18 protein-coding genes are annotated in these 17356 nt (G+C 43.5%); 6 read left to right on the top strand and 12 right to left on the bottom strand.

The window, feature by feature from the left end:
* Nucleotides 1-165 precede the first annotated feature (165 nt).
* Nucleotides 166-1044 carry a cation diffusion facilitator family transporter gene (locus BC8716_RS18610; protein ID WP_094428135.1) on the top strand — a complete coding sequence of 293 codons (879 nt, stop codon included), beginning with the start codon at nucleotides 166-168 and terminating at the stop codon, nucleotides 1042-1044.
* Between the two features lie 156 nt (nucleotides 1045-1200).
* On the opposite strand, the gene BC8716_RS18615 is transcribed toward BC8716_RS18610, so the two are convergent.
* Both BC8716_RS18615 and BC8716_RS18620 read right to left on the bottom strand, forming a co-directional pair.
* Entirely contained in the window at nucleotides 1201-2184 is a 984-nt protein-coding gene (locus tag BC8716_RS18615; protein WP_094428137.1) for a peptidoglycan-binding domain-containing protein, read from the bottom strand.
* Nucleotides 2185-2416: 232 nt separating this feature from the next.
* On the bottom strand, nucleotides 2417-3505 hold the full coding sequence (locus BC8716_RS18620) for a peptidoglycan-binding protein (RefSeq protein ID WP_094428139.1): 1089 nt from the start codon (nucleotides 3503-3505) through the stop codon (nucleotides 2417-2419).
* Nucleotides 3506-3935: 430 nt separating this feature from the next.
* Here BC8716_RS18620 and BC8716_RS18625 point away from each other — a divergent pair, with 430 nt between their 5' ends.
* Together BC8716_RS18625 and gnd are read left to right on the top strand one after the other, a co-directional pair.
* Nucleotides 3936-4655, top strand: coding sequence for a class I SAM-dependent methyltransferase (locus BC8716_RS18625; protein WP_094428141.1), 720 nt, complete (start codon nucleotides 3936-3938; stop codon nucleotides 4653-4655).
* 93 nt (nucleotides 4656-4748) lie between these two features.
* A complete protein-coding gene (gene gnd / locus BC8716_RS18630) occupies nucleotides 4749-6158 on the top strand; it encodes an NADP-dependent phosphogluconate dehydrogenase (protein ID WP_094428143.1) in 1410 nt (469 codons plus the stop codon).
* A gap of 154 nt (nucleotides 6159-6312) precedes the next feature.
* Here the strand turns inward: gnd and BC8716_RS18635 are convergent, their stop codons facing one another.
* Nucleotides 6313-6840, bottom strand: coding sequence for a ClbS/DfsB family four-helix bundle protein (locus BC8716_RS18635; protein ID WP_094428145.1), 528 nt, complete (start codon nucleotides 6838-6840; stop codon nucleotides 6313-6315).
* Between the two features lie 139 nt (nucleotides 6841-6979).
* Nucleotides 6980-8467, bottom strand: coding sequence for a glucose-6-phosphate dehydrogenase (gene zwf / locus BC8716_RS18640; RefSeq protein ID WP_094428147.1), 1488 nt, complete (start codon nucleotides 8465-8467; stop codon nucleotides 6980-6982).
* 602 nt (nucleotides 8468-9069) lie between these two features.
* On the opposite strand from zwf, the gene BC8716_RS18645 reads away from it, so the two are divergent.
* Nucleotides 9070-9375 carry a hypothetical protein gene (locus tag BC8716_RS18645; protein ID WP_094428149.1) on the top strand — a complete coding sequence of 102 codons (306 nt, stop codon included), beginning with the start codon at nucleotides 9070-9072 and terminating at the stop codon, nucleotides 9373-9375.
* Nucleotides 9376-9597: 222 nt separating this feature from the next.
* Here BC8716_RS18645 and BC8716_RS18650 read toward each other — a convergent pair whose 3' ends face one another.
* Nucleotides 9598-10350, bottom strand: a complete 753-nt coding sequence (locus BC8716_RS18650; protein ID WP_094428151.1) for a class I SAM-dependent methyltransferase — start codon at nucleotides 10348-10350, stop codon at nucleotides 9598-9600.
* A gap of 253 nt (nucleotides 10351-10603) precedes the next feature.
* Between BC8716_RS18650 and BC8716_RS18655 the strand changes: the two genes are divergently transcribed.
* Nucleotides 10604-11035, top strand: a complete 432-nt coding sequence (locus BC8716_RS18655) for a GNAT family N-acetyltransferase (RefSeq protein ID WP_094428153.1) — start codon at nucleotides 10604-10606, stop codon at nucleotides 11033-11035.
* 43 nt (nucleotides 11036-11078) lie between these two features.
* Here the strand turns inward: BC8716_RS18655 and BC8716_RS18660 are convergent, their stop codons facing one another.
* From BC8716_RS18660 to BC8716_RS18685, 6 genes are all read right to left on the bottom strand, one after another.
* The gene (locus BC8716_RS18660) at nucleotides 11079-11321 is read right to left on the bottom strand and encodes a hypothetical protein (protein ID WP_011246763.1); all 243 of its coding nucleotides are present in this window, start codon (nucleotides 11319-11321) and stop codon (nucleotides 11079-11081) included.
* A 267-nt stretch (nucleotides 11322-11588) separates the two neighbouring features.
* A complete protein-coding gene (locus BC8716_RS18665) occupies nucleotides 11589-12818 on the bottom strand; it encodes an RtcB family protein (protein WP_094428155.1) in 1230 nt (409 codons plus the stop codon).
* Nucleotides 12811-13311, bottom strand: a complete 501-nt coding sequence (locus BC8716_RS18670; RefSeq protein ID WP_094428157.1) for a GNAT family N-acetyltransferase — start codon at nucleotides 13309-13311, stop codon at nucleotides 12811-12813. Before BC8716_RS18670 ends, BC8716_RS18665 begins: the two co-directional genes overlap by 8 nt.
* A 29-nt stretch (nucleotides 13312-13340) precedes the next feature.
* Nucleotides 13341-13769 (bottom strand): methylglyoxal synthase, encoded by a 429-nt coding sequence (gene mgsA, locus BC8716_RS18675; protein ID WP_011246760.1) that lies wholly within the window; start codon nucleotides 13767-13769, stop codon nucleotides 13341-13343.
* Between the two features lie 12 nt (nucleotides 13770-13781).
* Nucleotides 13782-14576, bottom strand: a complete 795-nt coding sequence (dapB, locus tag BC8716_RS18680) for a 4-hydroxy-tetrahydrodipicolinate reductase (protein WP_094428159.1) — start codon at nucleotides 14574-14576, stop codon at nucleotides 13782-13784.
* Entirely contained in the window at nucleotides 14573-14893 is a 321-nt protein-coding gene (locus tag BC8716_RS18685; protein ID WP_406550708.1) for a nucleotide pyrophosphohydrolase, read from the bottom strand. Before BC8716_RS18685 ends, dapB begins: the two co-directional genes overlap by 4 nt.
* A 158-nt stretch (nucleotides 14894-15051) precedes the next feature.
* Between BC8716_RS18685 and BC8716_RS18690 the strand changes: the two genes are divergently transcribed.
* Nucleotides 15052-15924 carry a YitT family protein gene (locus BC8716_RS18690; protein WP_011246757.1) on the top strand — a complete coding sequence of 291 codons (873 nt, stop codon included), beginning with the start codon at nucleotides 15052-15054 and terminating at the stop codon, nucleotides 15922-15924.
* Between the two features lie 111 nt (nucleotides 15925-16035).
* Here BC8716_RS18690 and BC8716_RS18695 read toward each other — a convergent pair whose 3' ends face one another.
* The gene (locus BC8716_RS18695) at nucleotides 16036-17256 is read right to left on the bottom strand and encodes a Bcr/CflA family efflux MFS transporter (RefSeq protein WP_094428163.1); all 1221 of its coding nucleotides are present in this window, start codon (nucleotides 17254-17256) and stop codon (nucleotides 16036-16038) included.
* Between the last annotated feature and the right edge of the window lie 100 nt (nucleotides 17257-17356).

Below are 17356 nucleotides of genomic sequence, written 5' to 3' on the forward strand. Positions count from 1 at the left end.
TTTCGTTTCTGCTACGGGAAATGTTGGTTTTAGGAAAAATTGTTCCATAGAAGCCATAGTGCTGCGAGCAGCGAAACATGTTGCTGTAGACCCACTCGCTACCTGTTTGGTAGGATAAAGAAACGCAAAGAAACATGATATTTTTCGGAGAAAGGGTTAGCCTTGATGAAACGATATGAAGAACTAAAAAAAGGGGAATCCGGCGCATGGCTTAGTATAGGCGCTTATATCTTTTTGGCTGCAGTAAAGCTGACGATCGGCTATTTGTTTTTTTCACAAGCGCTCGTCGCTGACGGCTACAACAATGCTTCAGATATTATTATTTCGATTGCTGTTTTAATTGGCTTGCGCATTTCGCAAAAGCCGCCTGACAAAGACCATCCGTATGGCCATTTCCGTGCAGAACATATTTCCGCCTTGTTGGCCGCGTTCTTGATGGCAATCATTGGCATTCAAGTGTTAATCGAGGCAGGAACGACTCTTCTGAGCGCAAATGAAACAGAAGCACCTAGCATGGTCGCTGCATGGACAGCGGCAGGAGGCACTGTCATCATGTTTTTTGTCTATCGCTACAATAAACAGCTCGCTGAAAAGATCAATAGCCAAGCTCTCGCTGCTGCCGCTCAAGACAATAAAAACGATGCACTCGTCAGTTTTGGGGCGCTTATCGGCATTATCGCTTCCCATTTCCATTTAGGCTGGCTTGATTCATTGACTGCGTTGCTGATTGGCCTCATTATTTGCTATACAGCTTGGACGATTTTTAGAGATGCCACCCACTCATTAACCGATGGCTTTGATGAAAAGATGCTTGAAGGGTACAGAAATACAATTGAGGAAAATGAGCAAGTCCATCTATTGAAAATGGTAAAAGCACGCCAAGTTGGCAGCTCTGTTTATGCCGATGTAACAATTGAAGTAAAACCTACTTTAACGGTAAAAGATAGCCACGATATTGCGGACCAAATCGAACGGGATTTGCGAACAAAGCATAATATCCTTCATACGACCGTGCACATCGAACCGAAAAAAGAGGATAAATAGAAAAAGGAAGCGCGGTGCGCTTCCTTCAGACTGTAGACAAACGCCCGCATACATCGCAAGTTGCCTCAATTTATTGATCCTTTTCTTTGCCTGCATTCCTCGTCTGACCCAAGCGGTTTTTATCAGTCTGAATGATATTATCTAACGAACCGTTCGTTATTCAAGCAAAGTAACAGTTACTTGTTGCCTGCCGAATGCATAAGCATCCGCTTCCGATTGCATATAAAGGTCGATCTTTTGTCCTTTAATTGCCCCACCTGTATCTCCGGCAATCGCTTCCCCATACCCTTCTACATACACACGGCTGCCAAGAGGGATGACTGCTGGATCAACGGCGACCACTTTTTGGTTTGGATTGGCACGCAAATCGATGCCTGTCGCTGTTGTGCCCGAACAACCATTGCAATACGCTGTATAAGCAGTTGCTTCCATCTGAAAGGTCTTTTTGCCTTCGCTTTTGTGTGTAGAAGAAGTCGCGTTTGCTGGCTCTTCCTCTTTTTTCTCTGCTGGCTGTTCTACGTCAACATTTGTACTTTCGTTTGATTCGTTTTCCTCTTCCACATTCTCACTTTTGTTTGATTTGTTTTTCTCTACTACATTATTGTTTTCATTTGCTTTCTCACTTTTCTTTTCTGGCTGTTCAGTAGGTTCTGCCCCACTATAATACAATGCCTTAAAGGTTAGTGGCCCAGCAATACCGTCTGCTGCTAAGCCGTTCTGTTTTTGGAAAGCGGTGATAGCAGCTTTTGTCAATACACCGTAGTACCCATCAATGTCTGCTTGGTAGTATTGCAACTGTGCTAATTTTTTTTGGAGCATGTAAACAAGGGGCCCTTCGCTCCCTTCTTGTAAAACAGCCATTGAACCAAGGGTTTGCACCCCAGCAATACCATCTACTAATAGGTTGTTGTCTTGCTGGAATTGCTTAACTGCTTCTACTGCCTTACTGTCATATGTATGGGACCGATCTTGATCCTCTAAGTAACCGTGCTCTACAAGATAGTCTTGTAGTTTCTCAACACGTTCGCTTTTTTCACCTTCGTGTATTGGACTGAATGTGTCGGCATCTGCCTGTTCAGGTAAACTAATCAAACTAAACAAGAGTACGCTCATAAAGAAGAAACAAAGTTTTATAGGCATGGTAAATCTCCCCTTAGTTTTAGCGCTTTTTTCAACAGGTTCTCCTAAGTGGCGGCGGCGTCTTTCCTCGTAAGCAATATTCAACTTGTTCGCCTCGCTTTCTCGTAATCTGCTACCATACCTACTCACTCGTGTCCCTCTTTAACCCTTGTTACAAGCTTTTTAATCTGAATGTAACTTGGCTGTAACATAAAAAACGATGCGCCAAAGGCGCATCGTTCGGTTTTTCTTATTAGTCTAAGACAGTCACTTTGACTGTTTTACGGCCAAAATTAATGGCATCGCTTTGAGATGGGACAAAGACATCAATTTTGTTGCCGCTTATTGCACCGCCAGTGTCTCCAGCAATGGCTTCACCATAACCCTCCACGTACACGCGGCTGCCAAGAGGGATGACACTTGGATCTACCGCGATCACTTTTTGGTTTGGATTTGCTTTCAGATCAATACCTGTTGCTGTTACACCTGAGCAGCCATTACAGTCGGCTGAATAAGCGGTAGCTTCCATTTGATACGTAGCTGTGCCTTCTGTAGTTTTAGAGTCTTCTGCAGGTTTAGGAGCTTCTTCTGCTGGTTGTTCGCTTTTAGCAGGAGCCGATTCTTCTGCCGGCTCTTCTTTCTTACTTTCTTGCTGTGTTTCCGGTTCTGCTTTTGCCTGTGGTTCAGCTTGTGGTTCCTCTACCGGTTCTTCCTCTACTGTTGCAGGCTGTTCTTGATTCTGATTTGCTTTCGGTTCTTCGCTTGCTTCTTCTGACTGTTGTGTTGGTTCAGCTTGCTTTTCTTCTACTTTTATTGGCTCGGCTGAAGCTGACTTTTGGTTGTAATAGAGCTTGCTGTATGTAGCCGGGCCAGCAATACCGTCTACTTCAATACCGTTGTCAGACTGAAAGCTTTTCACTGCCCGTTCCGTTAAGGAACCGAATAGCCCATCCACTTCGCCTTTATAATAGTTTAAGTTTATTAATTGCTCTTGCAGTTCTTCAACTAATTTGCCTTCATCGCCATGTTCAAGGGCGTGCAAGGCACCTAGTGTTTGCAATCCAGCGATGCCATCAACAAGCAAATCCTCAGATGCTTGGAATTCTTTAATCGCTGAAGTCGTGGAGTTTCCAAATGTTCCGTTTATGTCTTCTTTATCAAAAACCCCATTGTCTGTCAAAAGTAGTTGCAATTGTTCGACTTGCTCGCCACTGTCGCCTTGTGAAAGGGTGCGGTCTGACATGGCGTTCGCCATTGTTGGTGCACTGAAGAAAATAACCCCTGCAGTCACAACTGGCAGCCCGATGCTGCGAAAGACTTTGAATGGAATTTGTTTTTTCAAAGTAGTGCCTCCTTCAATTACTTGCTGATATGGATAGTAACAGTCTTCAGGCCAGGAGACAATCGTCTTTCGCTCTTCTTAAACAACACGAAATAAAACTGTAATAAAAGTTAATTCAGGGACATATAACTGGCACTTTCTTCCCTAGTCCTTTCTTCCCATTACACAATTACTCACAATTGGCCGTTTTTGTACATTTTTGTGCCGCTCTTGTCATAGAAAGACGCTATATCCGAGGACATGGAGGCAAATTCCGCTTATTTTTTGCTTAAATCCGCTTATTTCGCTCATTTTTGCGATTACAATTGAAACATATCTGTCATATAAGCACAATAAAAGAGCGGCTGCATAATCTGCAATAAACGCCTGATGGCCCATTCTAACAAAGTCCCCTTTAGTCAGGTAACCAAAGAGGACGGAAAGAGGGATTATGGATTACACAGATATGTTAGCTGCATTTGGCATTGGCAGCGCCCACCCAGGAGGGTTTGCCGAGTCAAAAAAAATGATCATTAATATGGATATTGATGATGATACCGTCATCCTTGATTGTGGGTGCGGTACCGGGCAAACTGCTGCTTATTTAAAGCAAATTTATGACTGCCACGTTTGGGCGATTGAGCAACACCCTGTCATGCTGCAAAAAGCGAGACAGCGCTTTTCTGAACAAAATGTTGCTGTATCTTTATATGAAGGAACAATTGAAGCGATGGATATCCCAAGTAATAGCGTCGATATTGCGTTATCGGAATCGGTGCTAGCTTTCCTTGATTTAGAAAAAGCGTTGAAAGAAATAAAGCGAGTCCTAGCCTTTAACGGAAAAATGTATGCGAATGAGCTTATATGCACACAATCTCTAACGACAGAGGAAATCGCTGAATTGAAAAAAGGTTATGGCTTTCGGTCACTCTTCACGGCTCAAGATTGGATAGCAGCTTTGACAGAGAATGGATTCAGCCATGTAAAGGTAGTAAAAGAAGCAGTGGCGGAAGCACTCCAGCAAGATGAAAGCGATAAAGGCAACGACCTTATGCCGTCACCGCTTCTTTCCCCTGATTGTTTTGCGCAAATGCAACAGCACCAATTGAGGATGGAAAAGTTCAGGACAAAACTTGGCCATGCTTGGATCATCGCAAGTCGGTCAACTTAAGGTTTCTTAAGTTGGCCAGCTTGCTGAAAAACGCTTACATATGGTATGTTCATATCGATTTATATGAAAGCAAGTTTGGAAAGGAAGAAGAATATGGCAAAGCAGAATATTGGCGTCGTCGGCGTCGGTGTCATGGGACGCAGCCTAGCTTTGAACTTTGAAAGCAAAGGGTTTTCTGTCTCTCTTTATGACGTTTCAGAAGAACGAATCAAAGAAATTCTTGACCACAACAAAGACAAGCGTTTAGTCGGTACTTTTTCATTAGAAGAGTTTGTTCATTCTTTGGAAAAGCCGCGCAAAATTATGCTTATGGTTCAAGCTGGCCAAGTCACAGATCAAGTCATTGATTCCTTGATCCCGCTATTAGATAAAAAAGATATTCTCATTGATGGCGGCAACACTTATTATACCGATACAATACGCCGTTCCCAAACAGCAGCGGAGCATGGGATTCATTTTATCGGCACAGGCGTTTCCGGAGGTGAAGAAGGAGCGCTAAAAGGCCCGTCCATTATGCCAGGTGGGCAGAAAGAAGCCTACGAACTCGTCAAGCCAATGTTTGAAAAAATTGCGGCTCAAGTAAATGGTGAACCTTGCACGACTTACATCGGTACCGACGGTGCCGGCCATTACGTAAAAATGGTTCATAATGGCATTGAATATGGGGACATGCAATTGATTTGCGAAGCCTATTCGCTATTAGTAAACGTGCTTGGCCTGAACGCTCAAGAGTTGCACAGTGTGTTTAAGGAATGGAATGAAGGAGAACTCGATAGTTATTTAATTGAGATCACCGCCGACATTTTCACAAAAGTCGATGAAGAAACAGGAAAACCGATGGTTGATGTCATTTTGGATACAGCCGGTCAAAAAGGGACTGGAAAATGGACAAGCAAAAGCTCACTTGATCTAGGCGTACCTCTCCCTGTTATTACTGAGTCGGTCTTTGCCCGCTTCCTTTCCGCTATGAAAGAAGAACGCGTTAAAGCGAGCCAAATATTGTCTGGCCCAGAGAAAAAACCATTCACAGGAAATAAGCAGGAATTAATCGAACGAATTCGCCAAGCACTGTATTTCAGCAAAGTGCTTTCCTACGCCCAAGGGTTTTCGCAGCTGAAATCGATGTCCTTAGAAATGAATTGGAACCTTCAATATGGAGAGATCGCGAAAATTTTCCGCGGCGGCTGTATTATCCGCGCTGCCTTTTTGCAAAACATTACGGATGCATTTGCGCGGGACGCCAACTTAGACAACTTGCTGCTTGATCCGTACTTCGAAAACATTTCCAGAAAGTATCAACAAGCACTGCGTGAAGTGGTCGCTCTAGCAGTTGAATACGGCATCCCAGTACCAGGGTTTTCGAGTGCCATTTCTTACTATGACAGTTACCGGAGTGAACGTCTGCCAGCGAACTTGCTCCAAGCACAGCGTGATTACTTTGGCGCCCATACGTATCAACGCATTGACAAAGAAGGCGTTTTCCATACAAATTGGCTTGACTAAGGCGTCTCATAACAGCAAAAGAGCTTGGTCCAACTATTACCAAAATCTAGACTGAAAAAAGTTAGATAAATTAGAGGACATAACATATTGTATATGACTAATATGTTATGTCCTCCCTCATTCAGCTAACACACCGATATTTAAGTAATTTATTTCATAACGTTTGCTTTTCCCCTACTTTTATGGCCTTCGCAATAACTTCACATTTTTTTATAGCCCAATTGTAATGATTAAAAGTGTTTGCTGCAAAATAGCTATATAAGTTACTTGTTTTAGTCCATTTATAATATTTTTTTGTCATGATTTCTTCATTTGTATGTAATCGAATTAGATCCATTACTCTTTCATGACTTAACTTCAACTTTTTTATTGCTTGATTTAATGTTACATCTTGATAATTTTCCCAAATTTGCATATTAAGTAACTCGATCGTTCTCCATTTATAACCCGGTGCAGGCATAAATGGAACATCTCCATCCATACCCTCTCTATACCATCTCTCAAGCATTGTATGCCATTCATACAGATGCATGATGATATCACGGAAATTCTTGTCTCTTTCGTGAGTTTCAATCGTAATAGTCCGTTTTCTGCTAGGCACTGATTCAATTATTTCAAGCAGCGCTTTAAAACATTTGTCGCTATCCAATAATAGAGCTTCTTTTTCGCTTTTCGCTACCATTAAAATCTCCCTTTTTACTATATATTATCCTATGTACAACCTAATCTAAATAACAAAAAAGAGGATATATGCTCATATAATGAACATAATATCCACTTATTCGTTTAGTCTATTCAACTTTTAGCCAAAGCTTTTTATTTTACATTTCCTCAACAGGCCACCATGAAAAGCCGTCTGCTTCAAGAAGCTTATCCGCTTCTTTCGGCCCCATTGAACCTGCTCTATAAGTTGGCAGTTTTTCACCGCTTTCTGACCACGCTTTGGAGATCGCATCAACAAGGGACCATGACAAACTAACTTCATCCCAATGGGCAAAGTTTGTGGCATCGCCCATCATGCAATCAAAGAGGAGCCGCTCATATGCCTCAGGCGTGTTAAACCGGTCTTCGCTATCATGCCTGTATTGCAAATGGACAGGCGTTGTATCTGCGGAGCCAATCTTTTTGCCGTTCAATACAATCGTCATGCCTTCATCAGGCTGAATATGGATGATCAACAAATTCGGCCCAGTCTGTTTGTTTTCCTTGCTATACAGATTTAAAGGTAGTTCCTTAAATTCAACAACGATTTTCGTTGACTTCACCGCCATCCGCTTTCCAGTGCGGATATAAAAAGGGACGCCTGCCCAAACATGATTGTCAATCATTAACTTTGCCGCAACGTAAGTCTCTGTTTTTGACGAATCACTCACATTTTCTTCTTCTAAATAGCCAATCACTTCTTGCCCATTGATCTCTCCTCGGCCATATTGCCCCCGCACAACATTTTCCTTAATGCTCTCGCCGACAATCGGGCGCAATGCGCGTAGCACTTTAATTTTTTCGCTACGTATATCATCGGTGGACAAGCGAAGAGGTACATCCATTGCCAAGAGAGACACCATTTGCAGCATATGGTTTTGTACCATATCACGAAGGGCTCCTGATTTTTCATAATAGCCGCCCCGTCCTTCGACACCGAGCTGCTCACTGGAAGTCACTTGGATATTAGCGATATGCCGGTTGTTCCACAATGAACCAAATATAGCATTAGCAAAACGAATCACTTGAATGTTTTGCACCATTTCTTTGCCTAAATAGTGGTCGATCCGGTAAATCTCATCTTCTGAAAATGCCTGGCGTATTTCATCATTTAAACGGATAGCCGATTGCAAGTCTGTGCCAAACGGTTTCTCAATTACAAGTCGAGTCCATCCTTGCGTGTCCTTTAACCCTTCGTTATGTATTGACTGCGCAATTTGCCCAAAAAATTCAGGTGCCATTGCCATATAAAAAATACGGTTCCCAGGGATTTGGAATGTCTCATCCAAAATATGCAACTTGTCATTCAGCTCGCTATAGGAATCCTTGTTGGTGACGTCAAATGATAGATAGGAAAAATGTTTTAAAAACGATTCAGTCACTTCAGGACTTTGCCCACCGAGTTCTTCTTGGATCGATTCCATAACGACTGTTCTTAGTTTTTCATCACCCCATTCGCGACGCCCTAAACCTACTACAGCAAAATGCTCGTTCAAATTGCCTTTTCTGTATAAATTGTATATAGAAGGAAACAATTTTCGTTTCGCTAAATCACCTGTAGAGCCAAAAATAACAAAAACCGCTTCCGCTTGTTCGATCTGGTTCATCTTTTTACCTCTTTTCTTGACTGTCTTTTTCTATCGCTCGCTAAGCAATCAGCAATAGGTGTTTGTTGCCCTTCCCCATTATACCGAAAATGTTGCTCAGACAGCTGAAATTTGCTTAGCAGCCGCCTAACTTTCTTCCTTTAATGCTTTGCTGTGCTTATTTAAAAAGATTTTTTCTATTATACACTTGATTAACGGCAATTGCACTCCTTGTTTTTTTGTATTGGATTGATTTAACAGCCTCATTCCGCTATACAATAGGCGCAAGCTGTGGTATAGTAGAAACTGCCTTAATAATTTCCCCGACATTCTGCCTTTTCCCAGCAGAATGTTTTTTTATGCTCAGCGTCTCCCTCACATAGTTTTTTCCATTTTTCCAATACCTACTCCTCTCCCCCAGAAAGCTTTTTTATGATTATTTTTTTGCTGTAGCTCATTGTTTCACTATAATACGGTATGTGAAATTTTATGGTTTGAAGAAGATGTAGTTGGGCTATTTAATTCAGTACGTGAAATTAAAAAACAAGTGGCTTTGCTTTTTTGATTCTTCGCGCATATTTTCTCTTTACAGTGAATACGTTCTCTAAAAGGAGCTGATTGGCATGTACGGAAATGGCGAATGGGTTATTTACAAAGCAGGCCGCGCACGCATTCTTGGTTGGATTAGCGAAGCAAAAGTGGTGGCGTCCAATTCAGCGAACACCCCCATCAAAACAATTTACCAATTCCATACCAAGCAGCGTGTCTTAAATGGTAAGCAGCCGCTTTTGGCAAATGAAGAAGATTTGCAAACATGTTCTCCCAAACTGAAAGCCGATGATATTCGCGCGCTTCAAGAGCTTGCCCTTCTGACTAAGGACAAGCAATGGTTTCTCGAATTAAGCAACGCTCACCATTCTCATGCTTAAATGAGTGAGGTTGCCGACTTTGTCGACAAAATCATTCAGACTGATAGAAAACGTTTGTCAGACGAGGAGTGCAGCCGAGGGAAGATGCGAATAGAACGGGGGTTCATGAGCAACGATTTTCTTGCGCATGAAACGACAGTTTCAAAGCATATGACCGAGGCAAACGACGAAGTATGCGAGCGTTTGTCTACAGTCTGAAAGGACGGCACAAAGCCGCCCTTTTTATTTTCTCGCTTTCAAGATGAATCGATGCTGTGTCGTTTCAAAATACCCGTTCTTTTTTATCTCCTGAGCGATATGATCCAACTGGGGCATATGGCGTTCCACAGAAAAGCCTGGTGCTTGCCAGGGAATCGCCCGCAAGTAATAAATAAGCGCACCAATATCAAAAAAACGCTGCTTTGGAAAAGCCTTCGTTTTTGCTTCAATGCTAAAGCCGTGTGCAACTAAGCGGTCAACTGCCACTTCCAGCTTCCAATCTGCAAATTCAGTATTTAAAGGAAGTGAAAGTGCGTCATTGATTTCTTTGCAATCGTCACCGCCAACCTGTTGCGTAATAAACGTTCCACCTGGTTTTAATATACGCGCTAATTCTCGCTCGCTGTATGACTCATGACGGTTAATAATGCTGTCAAAAGCCCCATCAGAAAATGGCAGATAGTCATCATCTTCTATATAACGTACACAGACGCCAAACGGGGCTAATGCTTTTTGCGCAATTTCTACATTGGGCTCGTATCCCTCTGTTGCATAGACCTTTCCTTGGAATGGAGCACACGAAGACAAAAATTCGCCACCGCCTGTGCCCATATCCAGCACTGTCCTTTGCTTAAGTGACTCCTTGACCCAATCCCGATAAGACCAGTCGAGCTCCTCCTCTTTCACTCGCCCTCTTAACTGCTCAAAATTCCAACCGCTAAATGACTGCTTCATTGCTGTTTCTACTTGTTCTAAAAAGGTCTTGCTATATGCCATCTTTTGACTCCTCCCCATTAATAAACAGATGTACGCCGGTTTGTCCCGATTTATGGGGAGGCCCTCTGCACCGTTGTTATGTAAATCTTAGTTTGAGCAGCAACTATCTCACTCCTTTTCAGCCTTCCTTCGTTTTATACTATTGTAGCATAGCTCAACAACGATTTTTCGACTTAAAACATTTACAGAACATACGTTTTCAAGGTAAAATAACGATAACGAAAAATCATGTTACAAAAAAGGGGAATGACCTTTGGAAATAAAAATCGCCACGACACTTGCAGAGTTAGAACAAGCATTTCATATTAGGGAAATGGTGTTTGTCCAGGAGCAACATTGCCCACTTGAAGACGAGTTCGACCAATATGACCATCTTGATGCTGCTTGTACACATGTCATTGCTTATGACGGTGAAAAACCAGTCGGGACAGGCCGTATCCGTTTAGTCGAAAACGCCGGGAAACTCGAACGAATTTGCATTTTAAAAGACTGGCGCCAAAAAGGTGTCGGCAGAGAAATCATTGAAGCATTGGAAGCCATTGCTTTGCAAAAAGGCGCTGCCTCATTGTTGCTCCATGGCCAACAACATGCAGAAGGGTTTTATCATCGTTTTGGATACGAAACGGCTTCTGACGTCTTTATGGAAGACGGTATCCCCCATTTGTTAATGAAAAAAGAAGTTTAGCATCTATGAAAGCCAGCCTGTTTTCATTCTTTTGCTGGCTTTTTTAATTTAGCCGCCTGATCTGAATGTTTGCTAAGCGCACTTCTATTCGTTGACTAGGTGTCCCGCGAATGTAATCCAAGTCGTAAATCATTTCGGCAATTGCCCCTTGAAAAGACAGATCTTTGCTGATTCGCAAATGGACTTTATTGATGGTGCCCGCATAATCTAGAAATTGTTTTGCTTCCTCGCCTTTAATTTGATGAAGAAGATCGTGATTATCCATATCAACAAATTCAACGATCATCGTGCTTCCCCCTATATTCCAATTTATCTATTTTATGTTCTTTTGTTTAACGGCATGCCGTTTATTAAAGGAAGCCGAAAAATCACAAACAAAAAAACACGGTTTTCATTAGGGAATCTGCTATTAGGAAAGCAACGACCTACCAAATTCCTTATGGCCAGCGTATGCCCATCGATAACGTTTCAGTGTCAGTGAACAGCAGGAGAATGATTGAGCGTTTTTCTCATCTCGCCTAGGTAATGCTTTTATTGCACAGCTGTAACACCCTTAATCTTTGTATGGGTCAAATTCGTTCTCGCCAGCCATACAAACGCCAACAGGCTTTAAGCGATGTTTTACTTTTAACGTATTTTTATGAGCAGAGAGGACCGTATCTAATTTTTTATATACGAATGGACTTTCATCTGTGCCTCCGCCGCGCAATTCTACTCCAAACGCAGCAAGCGCAGCTGCCATTTGCTCAGAGCTAATCGCTCCGCCGCTACGGCGTCTGTTCTTGCCTTTTCCTGTAAAACGGCCCGCTGCCTGTGTACGGCTCATTAATCTGCCAGCTCCATGGACTGTGCTGTAAAAAGCGTCCTTGTTTTCCTTGCTATCAATGCCCTCAACAATAACTGAATAATCACCCATACTGCCACCGATAAACCCAAGCTGTCCTGGAGCAGAAGGCGTTGCCCCTTTACGGACAACATAAACGTCTTTGCCATTGTGCGTTTCCTTCCAAGCAAAGTTATGATGGTTATGAACAGAGAACGTTTCTTTTGCTTGCAAAATGGCGAGCACTTTAGCAATACAATGGTTTCTGCCGGCATATGCGTATTTTCCGGCTAAGTTCATTGCTCGGATGTACATGTCACCTAACTCGGAGGCAACATCAAACAAAGTCGGTACATCTTCCATGCTCTCCCCGCTAACTTTGCTAGCAAACGGCCTGTTTTTCGCTAAGTTCAAAAAACCGCTAGCTGTTTTATGGCCTAAGCCCCTACTGCCAAAATGATTTGCGACCCATAAAACGCCTGTTTCTTCTTCCACAAACAAATCAACGAAATGGTTGCCGCTCCCAATCGTACCGAGTTGGTTACGTGCCAATGTTTGTAATGTATCTGTAAGCCCTAGTTCAATTTCCGAAAACACATGCCAGTCAGGATCAGAAAACAGTTCATGGTCAACTGGCTGCTTGTTTTTTTGGCCAATGCCAAATGGGAGCGCTTCGTAAATTTTATCGAGAAGCTGAGGCAGCTCCAAGCGAATCTCCTCAAAAGTAACATTTGTCCGCACTGCTTTGTTGCCACAGGCAATGTCATAACCGACTCCAGAAGGGGATACTTGGCCGTCATAGACGACAACGCCTCCTACCGGTTGGCTGTAGCCTTTATGGTGGTCGGCCATTAATAGCGTTTGGACGACATCGCCATGCTGGCTGCAGCGAACGGCCTGTTCAACAGCGTTTTCAAGTGGTTCCCCCCATACGCGGACACCGTCGATCGTTTTATACATATGTGTTCCTCTCCCCATCCCGTTTGAAGACCATTTTTACTGTATGAAAGACATGTCCAAATAGCCGCTCTTTAAATTCGTTTTTGTAAGCAAAACCACATTTTGTGTAAAAGCGTACAGCACGAAAATTGCCTTTTTCAAGGTACACAACAAGTGATTCGCCTTGTTTTAGTTCGCGTACGACTGTTTCAAAAAGCAATGTCCCTGTTCCACAACCAAGCATCTTAGGATCGACATAAAGGGCAGCCAAATCGGTTTCTTTTTCACTTCTAGCCAGCTGGGCAAAGCCAATGACTTTACCAGCCTCTTCCACCACAAAAAAAGCAGCAGAAGAGTTGATCTTAACCGACAAGCTTTGGCGCGAATAAGCTTGCTCGATATAAACTTGGCGGATATCAGCGGGAATCAAGTCTTTATACGTGTCTTCCCATGAACGCTTGGCGATCTCTTGGATAAGGACAATGTCTTGTATTTCTGCTTTCCTTGTTTTCATTTGCTCCCTCCAACGTTAAAAGAAGGCGTTCAGCCTTCTTTTAATGGGTTTGCTTTTTCTTGTTCATGGATAATATCACGGAAAGCAAAATCGCCTCTCTCAAGCCCTTTGATTAAAATTTCAGCGGTTCCCATATTTGTCGCCAGCGGCACACTTTGCACATCACATAACCGAATTAAAGCAGTGACATCCGGTTCATGGGGCTGCGCCGTTAATGGATCGCGCATAAACAAAATTAAATCGAATTGATTCTCAGCAACGAGCGCCCCGATTTGCTGATCGCCCCCTAATGGGCCAGACTTAAAACGGGTAACAACCAACTCAGTCGCCTCCATGATCCGAGTGCCCGTTGTACCAGTCGCGTACAGCTCATGCTCTTTTAAAATGGGCTCATAAGCAACACAAAAATCAACCAATTCTTGTTTTTTCTTGTCATGGGCAATTAAAGCGATTTTCATGTCGTTCTCCCCTTAGTCGATTAAATTTTCAAGGCCGTATACTAGCGTCGAGAGCTTGACCACTTGTTTAACGGCAAGCTTTACACCAGGCATAAAACTTTCACGGTTTAGCGAATCGTGGCGTATCGATAACGTTTGCCCCACTCCGCCAAACAGCACTTCTTGATGGGCCACTCGCCCAGGTAAACGGACAGAGTGGATTTTCATGCCATCGAAGTCAGCTCCTCTTGCGCCTGCCATCTCTTCTCTTTCCTGCTCATGCCCTTGCTTTTTCGGAGCCCGCACCTCTGCAATGAGCTGTGCCGTTTTTACCGCTGTACCCGATGGCGCATCAAGCTTGCGGTCATGGTGCTGTTCAATAATTTCAACGTCATTCATGTACCGTGCTGCCGTTTGCGCGAATTTCATCATTAAGATCGCGCCAATAGCAAAGTTGGGGGCGATGATGGCACCGAGCTCTTTTGCTTCGGCCATTTGCGTTAAATCGCGAATATCTTCATCATTAAACCCTGTCGTTCCCACAACTGGACGGACGCCATGCTCAAACGCTATTTCCATATGTTTTCTACCAAAGGCAGGTGCCGTCAAATCAATTAATACATCTGGTTCATGCTCAGCAAAACAGCGTGCCATATCGGTATATACTGGTAAATCACCTTGTGGAAATTCTGGCAAATCTTTTAATTGTTTGCCGTCATTTTTTGAATCAACTACCGCAACAAGCTTAAATGATTCTTCTTGCAAACAAAGTTTGACTGCTTCTTGCCCCATGTTGCCACGGGGCCCTGCAATTACAATACGTGTCATTGATTCTGTTCTCCTTTTTCTTTTTTTGTCCAGCGGTCTTTGTCTCTTGTTTGGAATTTATGCATGACAAGATCATGCGCTTCGCTTAAGTCAATTTGAAGTGAGTTCGCCAAACAAATGAGGACAAACAGCATATCGCCGATTTCTTGTTCCATCGTTTTGTCTTCTTCTAATGCTTTTTTGGGCTTCTCTCCATAGTAATGGTTCACTTCCCTTGCTAGCTCGCCTAATTCTTCCGTCAAGCGAGCCAACATCGCCAGTGGGCTAAAATACCCTTCTTTAAACTGCCCTATGTACGAGTCGACTTCTTTTTGCATTTCTGCGATTGTTTTTCCTTCAGGCATCATCGGCACTTCCTTTCCCTTCTATCCTAGCGAAAAGCACGCGCCTGCGCAATTTAAAAATAATGACGTGATATTTCTTTTTTCCATGAAGTTGAGTAAACTAAGAATGGACGCGAAAAGGAGGCGATTGCTTGGCAGTCAACCGGCACGTTAAAAACATTTTTTTCATTTTGCTCGGCACGGCGCTTATGTCGTTTGGCCTTGTTTACTTTAATATGGAACACCAATTGGCAGATGGCGGCGTAACAGGCATTACTTTGCTTTTTTTCTTTTTATTTACGATCAACCCGGCAATCACCAACATCGTTATTAACATTCCGTTGTTTTTTATAGGCTGGCGGATGTTAGGCCGGATTCCTTTTTACTATACACTCGTAGGCACATTCAGTTTATCGTTATTCCTTGATTTGTTCCAGCGTATTAACTTACATATTTTCCTTGGCAATGACTTAATGCTTGCCGCATTATTCGCAGGGGCTATCGTCGGTACAGGGCTTGGGCTTGTCTTTCGTTTTGGCGGCACAACCGGCGGAGCAGACATCATTGCGAAACTATGCTTGCGCTATTTTGGCTGGAGCATCGGACGGACCTTTTTTGTATTTGATTCGTGTGTCATTGCCATCTCTCTCGTCTATCTTGATTTGCGTGAAGCAATGTACACGATTGTCTATGTGTTTATTGCCGCCAAAGTCATTGACTTTATCCAACAAGGATCCTACAATGCGAAAGCAGCCTTTGTCATCTCCGAGTCGATTACGGAGATCTCAGAAGCGATTTTACGTGAAATGGGCCGAGGCGCAACGACGTTACAAGGGAAAGGCACATTTACTGGCGACGAAAAAGAAATTTTATATTGCGTCGTCGCCCGCAATGAAACGGTGAGGTTGCGCAATATTGTGCATCGCATTGACCCCCATGCGTTCATGACCATCCACGATGTTTCCGAAGCCGCCGGTGAAGGGTTTACACTCGATGACAACAAGCAACCGATTCGAATTGGCTAAGCAGTAAAAAAGCAACAGAGCATGCCGCTTCTCTGTTGCTTTTTTCACCTCCAACCATGTCTATTGAAGGATTTCCCTTCTTCGTTTAGCGCTATACGTTTGCTTCGGACCTTACCGTTTTTCGACTTGGCTAGGACTGCTCTCTTTTCTCGTCAAACCAAGGCATGTACTAAGGGCCAATACGCTTGTGGCAAACATAATCGCGGCCATCGGCACTGCTGTTGATTCATCAATACCTACAAGCGGCGCAACCATCGCTCCAAGGAATAAGGGCAACATGCCGAGCATCGCGCTAGCACTGCCAGCACGATGGCTTTGTTTGGCAATTCCTAACGTAAAGGAAGAAGTTGTGATCATTCCCATTGACGTCATGTAAACAAAAATGGAAACGACAATTGTCCATAATGGCCCTTGAATGGCCGCCATACAGACAAGGATAGCTGTAGCCGAGCTCGCAACCATCACTCCTGTTTTCAACAACGTTCGCTCATGAACTATGCCAGCTAAACGGCCAACCACGAATGTACCGGTGATGATCGCTAGACCATTGATGCCAAATAACACACTATAAACTTGTTCGTTTACACCGTAAATGCCTTGATAAACAAACGGAGTGCCTGCCACATAGGCAAAACTACCGCCATGAGCAAGCCCGAGTGTAAGTGCATAGCCGATAAAAGAACGGTCTTTAAGCAAATCTTTAAATGTCCATAGGATATGCGACATAGAGCTTGGCACTCGCTTGCTTGGTGGAAGCGATTCTTCTAGCTTTATTCCTGCAACGAGAACGATTAAGACACCAAGCAAAGACAAAAACAAGAAAATCCAGCCCCAGCGCGCCCCTGGCAACAGCAAAATCGCCCCGCCCGCCATTGGTGCTAACATCGGCGCCACGGCATTGATCACCATAAGCAACGCAAAGAATTTTGTTAATGCTTGGCCTGTAAAAACATCACGGACAACCGCACGAGACACGACAATCCCAGCAGCTGCCGTAAATCCTTGTAAAAAACGGCCAGCAATCAAGACGCCAATATTTGGAGCAAACGCACATAAAAGCGAAGCAGCGGCAAATAACGTAATTGAAATGAGCAATGGCCGTTTCCTTCCCTTTGCGTCACTGATCGGGCCGACGACAAGTTGCCCGATCGCCAAACCGATTAAGCACGTTGTTAAACTTAGTTGCACAAGCGAAGCGGGCGCTTGCAGATCTTCGCTAATTTGCAAAAAGCTTGGCAAATACATATCAATATTGAGTGGCCCAAGGACGGCTAGCATTCCAAGCAAAAACGCAAGCGCCAGCCTTTCCATTCCTGTTGGATTCTGTTTCATTCCGTCTCCCCATTTCTGATAAACAAACTCAGTCTACTTTAGGAAAACCATGTTTGTAAAGGGCTTTGCCCGAAAAAACGGGCATTGTCTGTCGAAGCTC

Origin of the sequence: Shouchella clausii, from assembly GCF_002250115.1 — a bacterium.
GTDB classification, from domain to species: Bacteria; Bacillota; Bacilli; order Bacillales; family Bacillaceae_D; genus Shouchella; species Shouchella clausii.

Bases quoted from the DNA above. Each gene is read 5' to 3' on its own strand.
- BC8716_RS18615 (WP_094428137.1), bottom strand. From the start codon at position 2,184: ATGCCTATAAAACTTTGTTTCTTCTTTATGAGCGTACTCTTGTTTAGT.
- BC8716_RS18645 (WP_094428149.1), top strand. From the start codon at position 9,070: ATGTACGGAAATGGCGAATGGGTTATTTACAAAGCAGGCCGCGCACGC.
- BC8716_RS18625 (WP_094428141.1), top strand. From the start codon at position 3,936: ATGGATTACACAGATATGTTAGCTGCATTTGGCATTGGCAGCGCCCAC.
- mgsA (WP_011246760.1), bottom strand. From the start codon at position 13,769: ATGAAAATCGCTTTAATTGCCCATGACAAGAAAAAACAAGAATTGGTT.
- BC8716_RS18610 (WP_094428135.1), top strand. From the start codon at position 166: ATGAAACGATATGAAGAACTAAAAAAAGGGGAATCCGGCGCATGGCTT.
- BC8716_RS18695 (WP_094428163.1), bottom strand. From the start codon at position 17,256: ATGAAACAGAATCCAACAGGAATGGAAAGGCTGGCGCTTGCGTTTTTG.
- BC8716_RS18670 (WP_094428157.1), bottom strand. From the start codon at position 13,311: ATGAAAACAAGGAAAGCAGAAATACAAGACATTGTCCTTATCCAAGAG.
- BC8716_RS18635 (WP_094428145.1), bottom strand. From the start codon at position 6,840: ATGGTAGCGAAAAGCGAAAAAGAAGCTCTATTATTGGATAGCGACAAA.
- BC8716_RS18685 (WP_406550708.1), bottom strand. From the start codon at position 14,893: ATGCAAAAAGAAGTCGACTCGTACATAGGGCAGTTTAAAGAAGGGTAT.
- dapB (WP_094428159.1), bottom strand. From the start codon at position 14,576: ATGACACGTATTGTAATTGCAGGGCCCCGTGGCAACATGGGGCAAGAA.
- BC8716_RS18665 (WP_094428155.1), bottom strand. From the start codon at position 12,818: ATGTATAAAACGATCGACGGTGTCCGCGTATGGGGGGAACCACTTGAA.
- zwf (WP_094428147.1), bottom strand. From the start codon at position 8,467: ATGAACCAGATCGAACAAGCGGAAGCGGTTTTTGTTATTTTTGGCTCT.
- BC8716_RS18660 (WP_011246763.1), bottom strand. From the start codon at position 11,321: ATGATCGTTGAATTTGTTGATATGGATAATCACGATCTTCTTCATCAA.
- gnd (WP_094428143.1), top strand. From the start codon at position 4,749: ATGGCAAAGCAGAATATTGGCGTCGTCGGCGTCGGTGTCATGGGACGC.
- BC8716_RS18650 (WP_094428151.1), bottom strand. From the start codon at position 10,350: ATGGCATATAGCAAGACCTTTTTAGAACAAGTAGAAACAGCAATGAAG.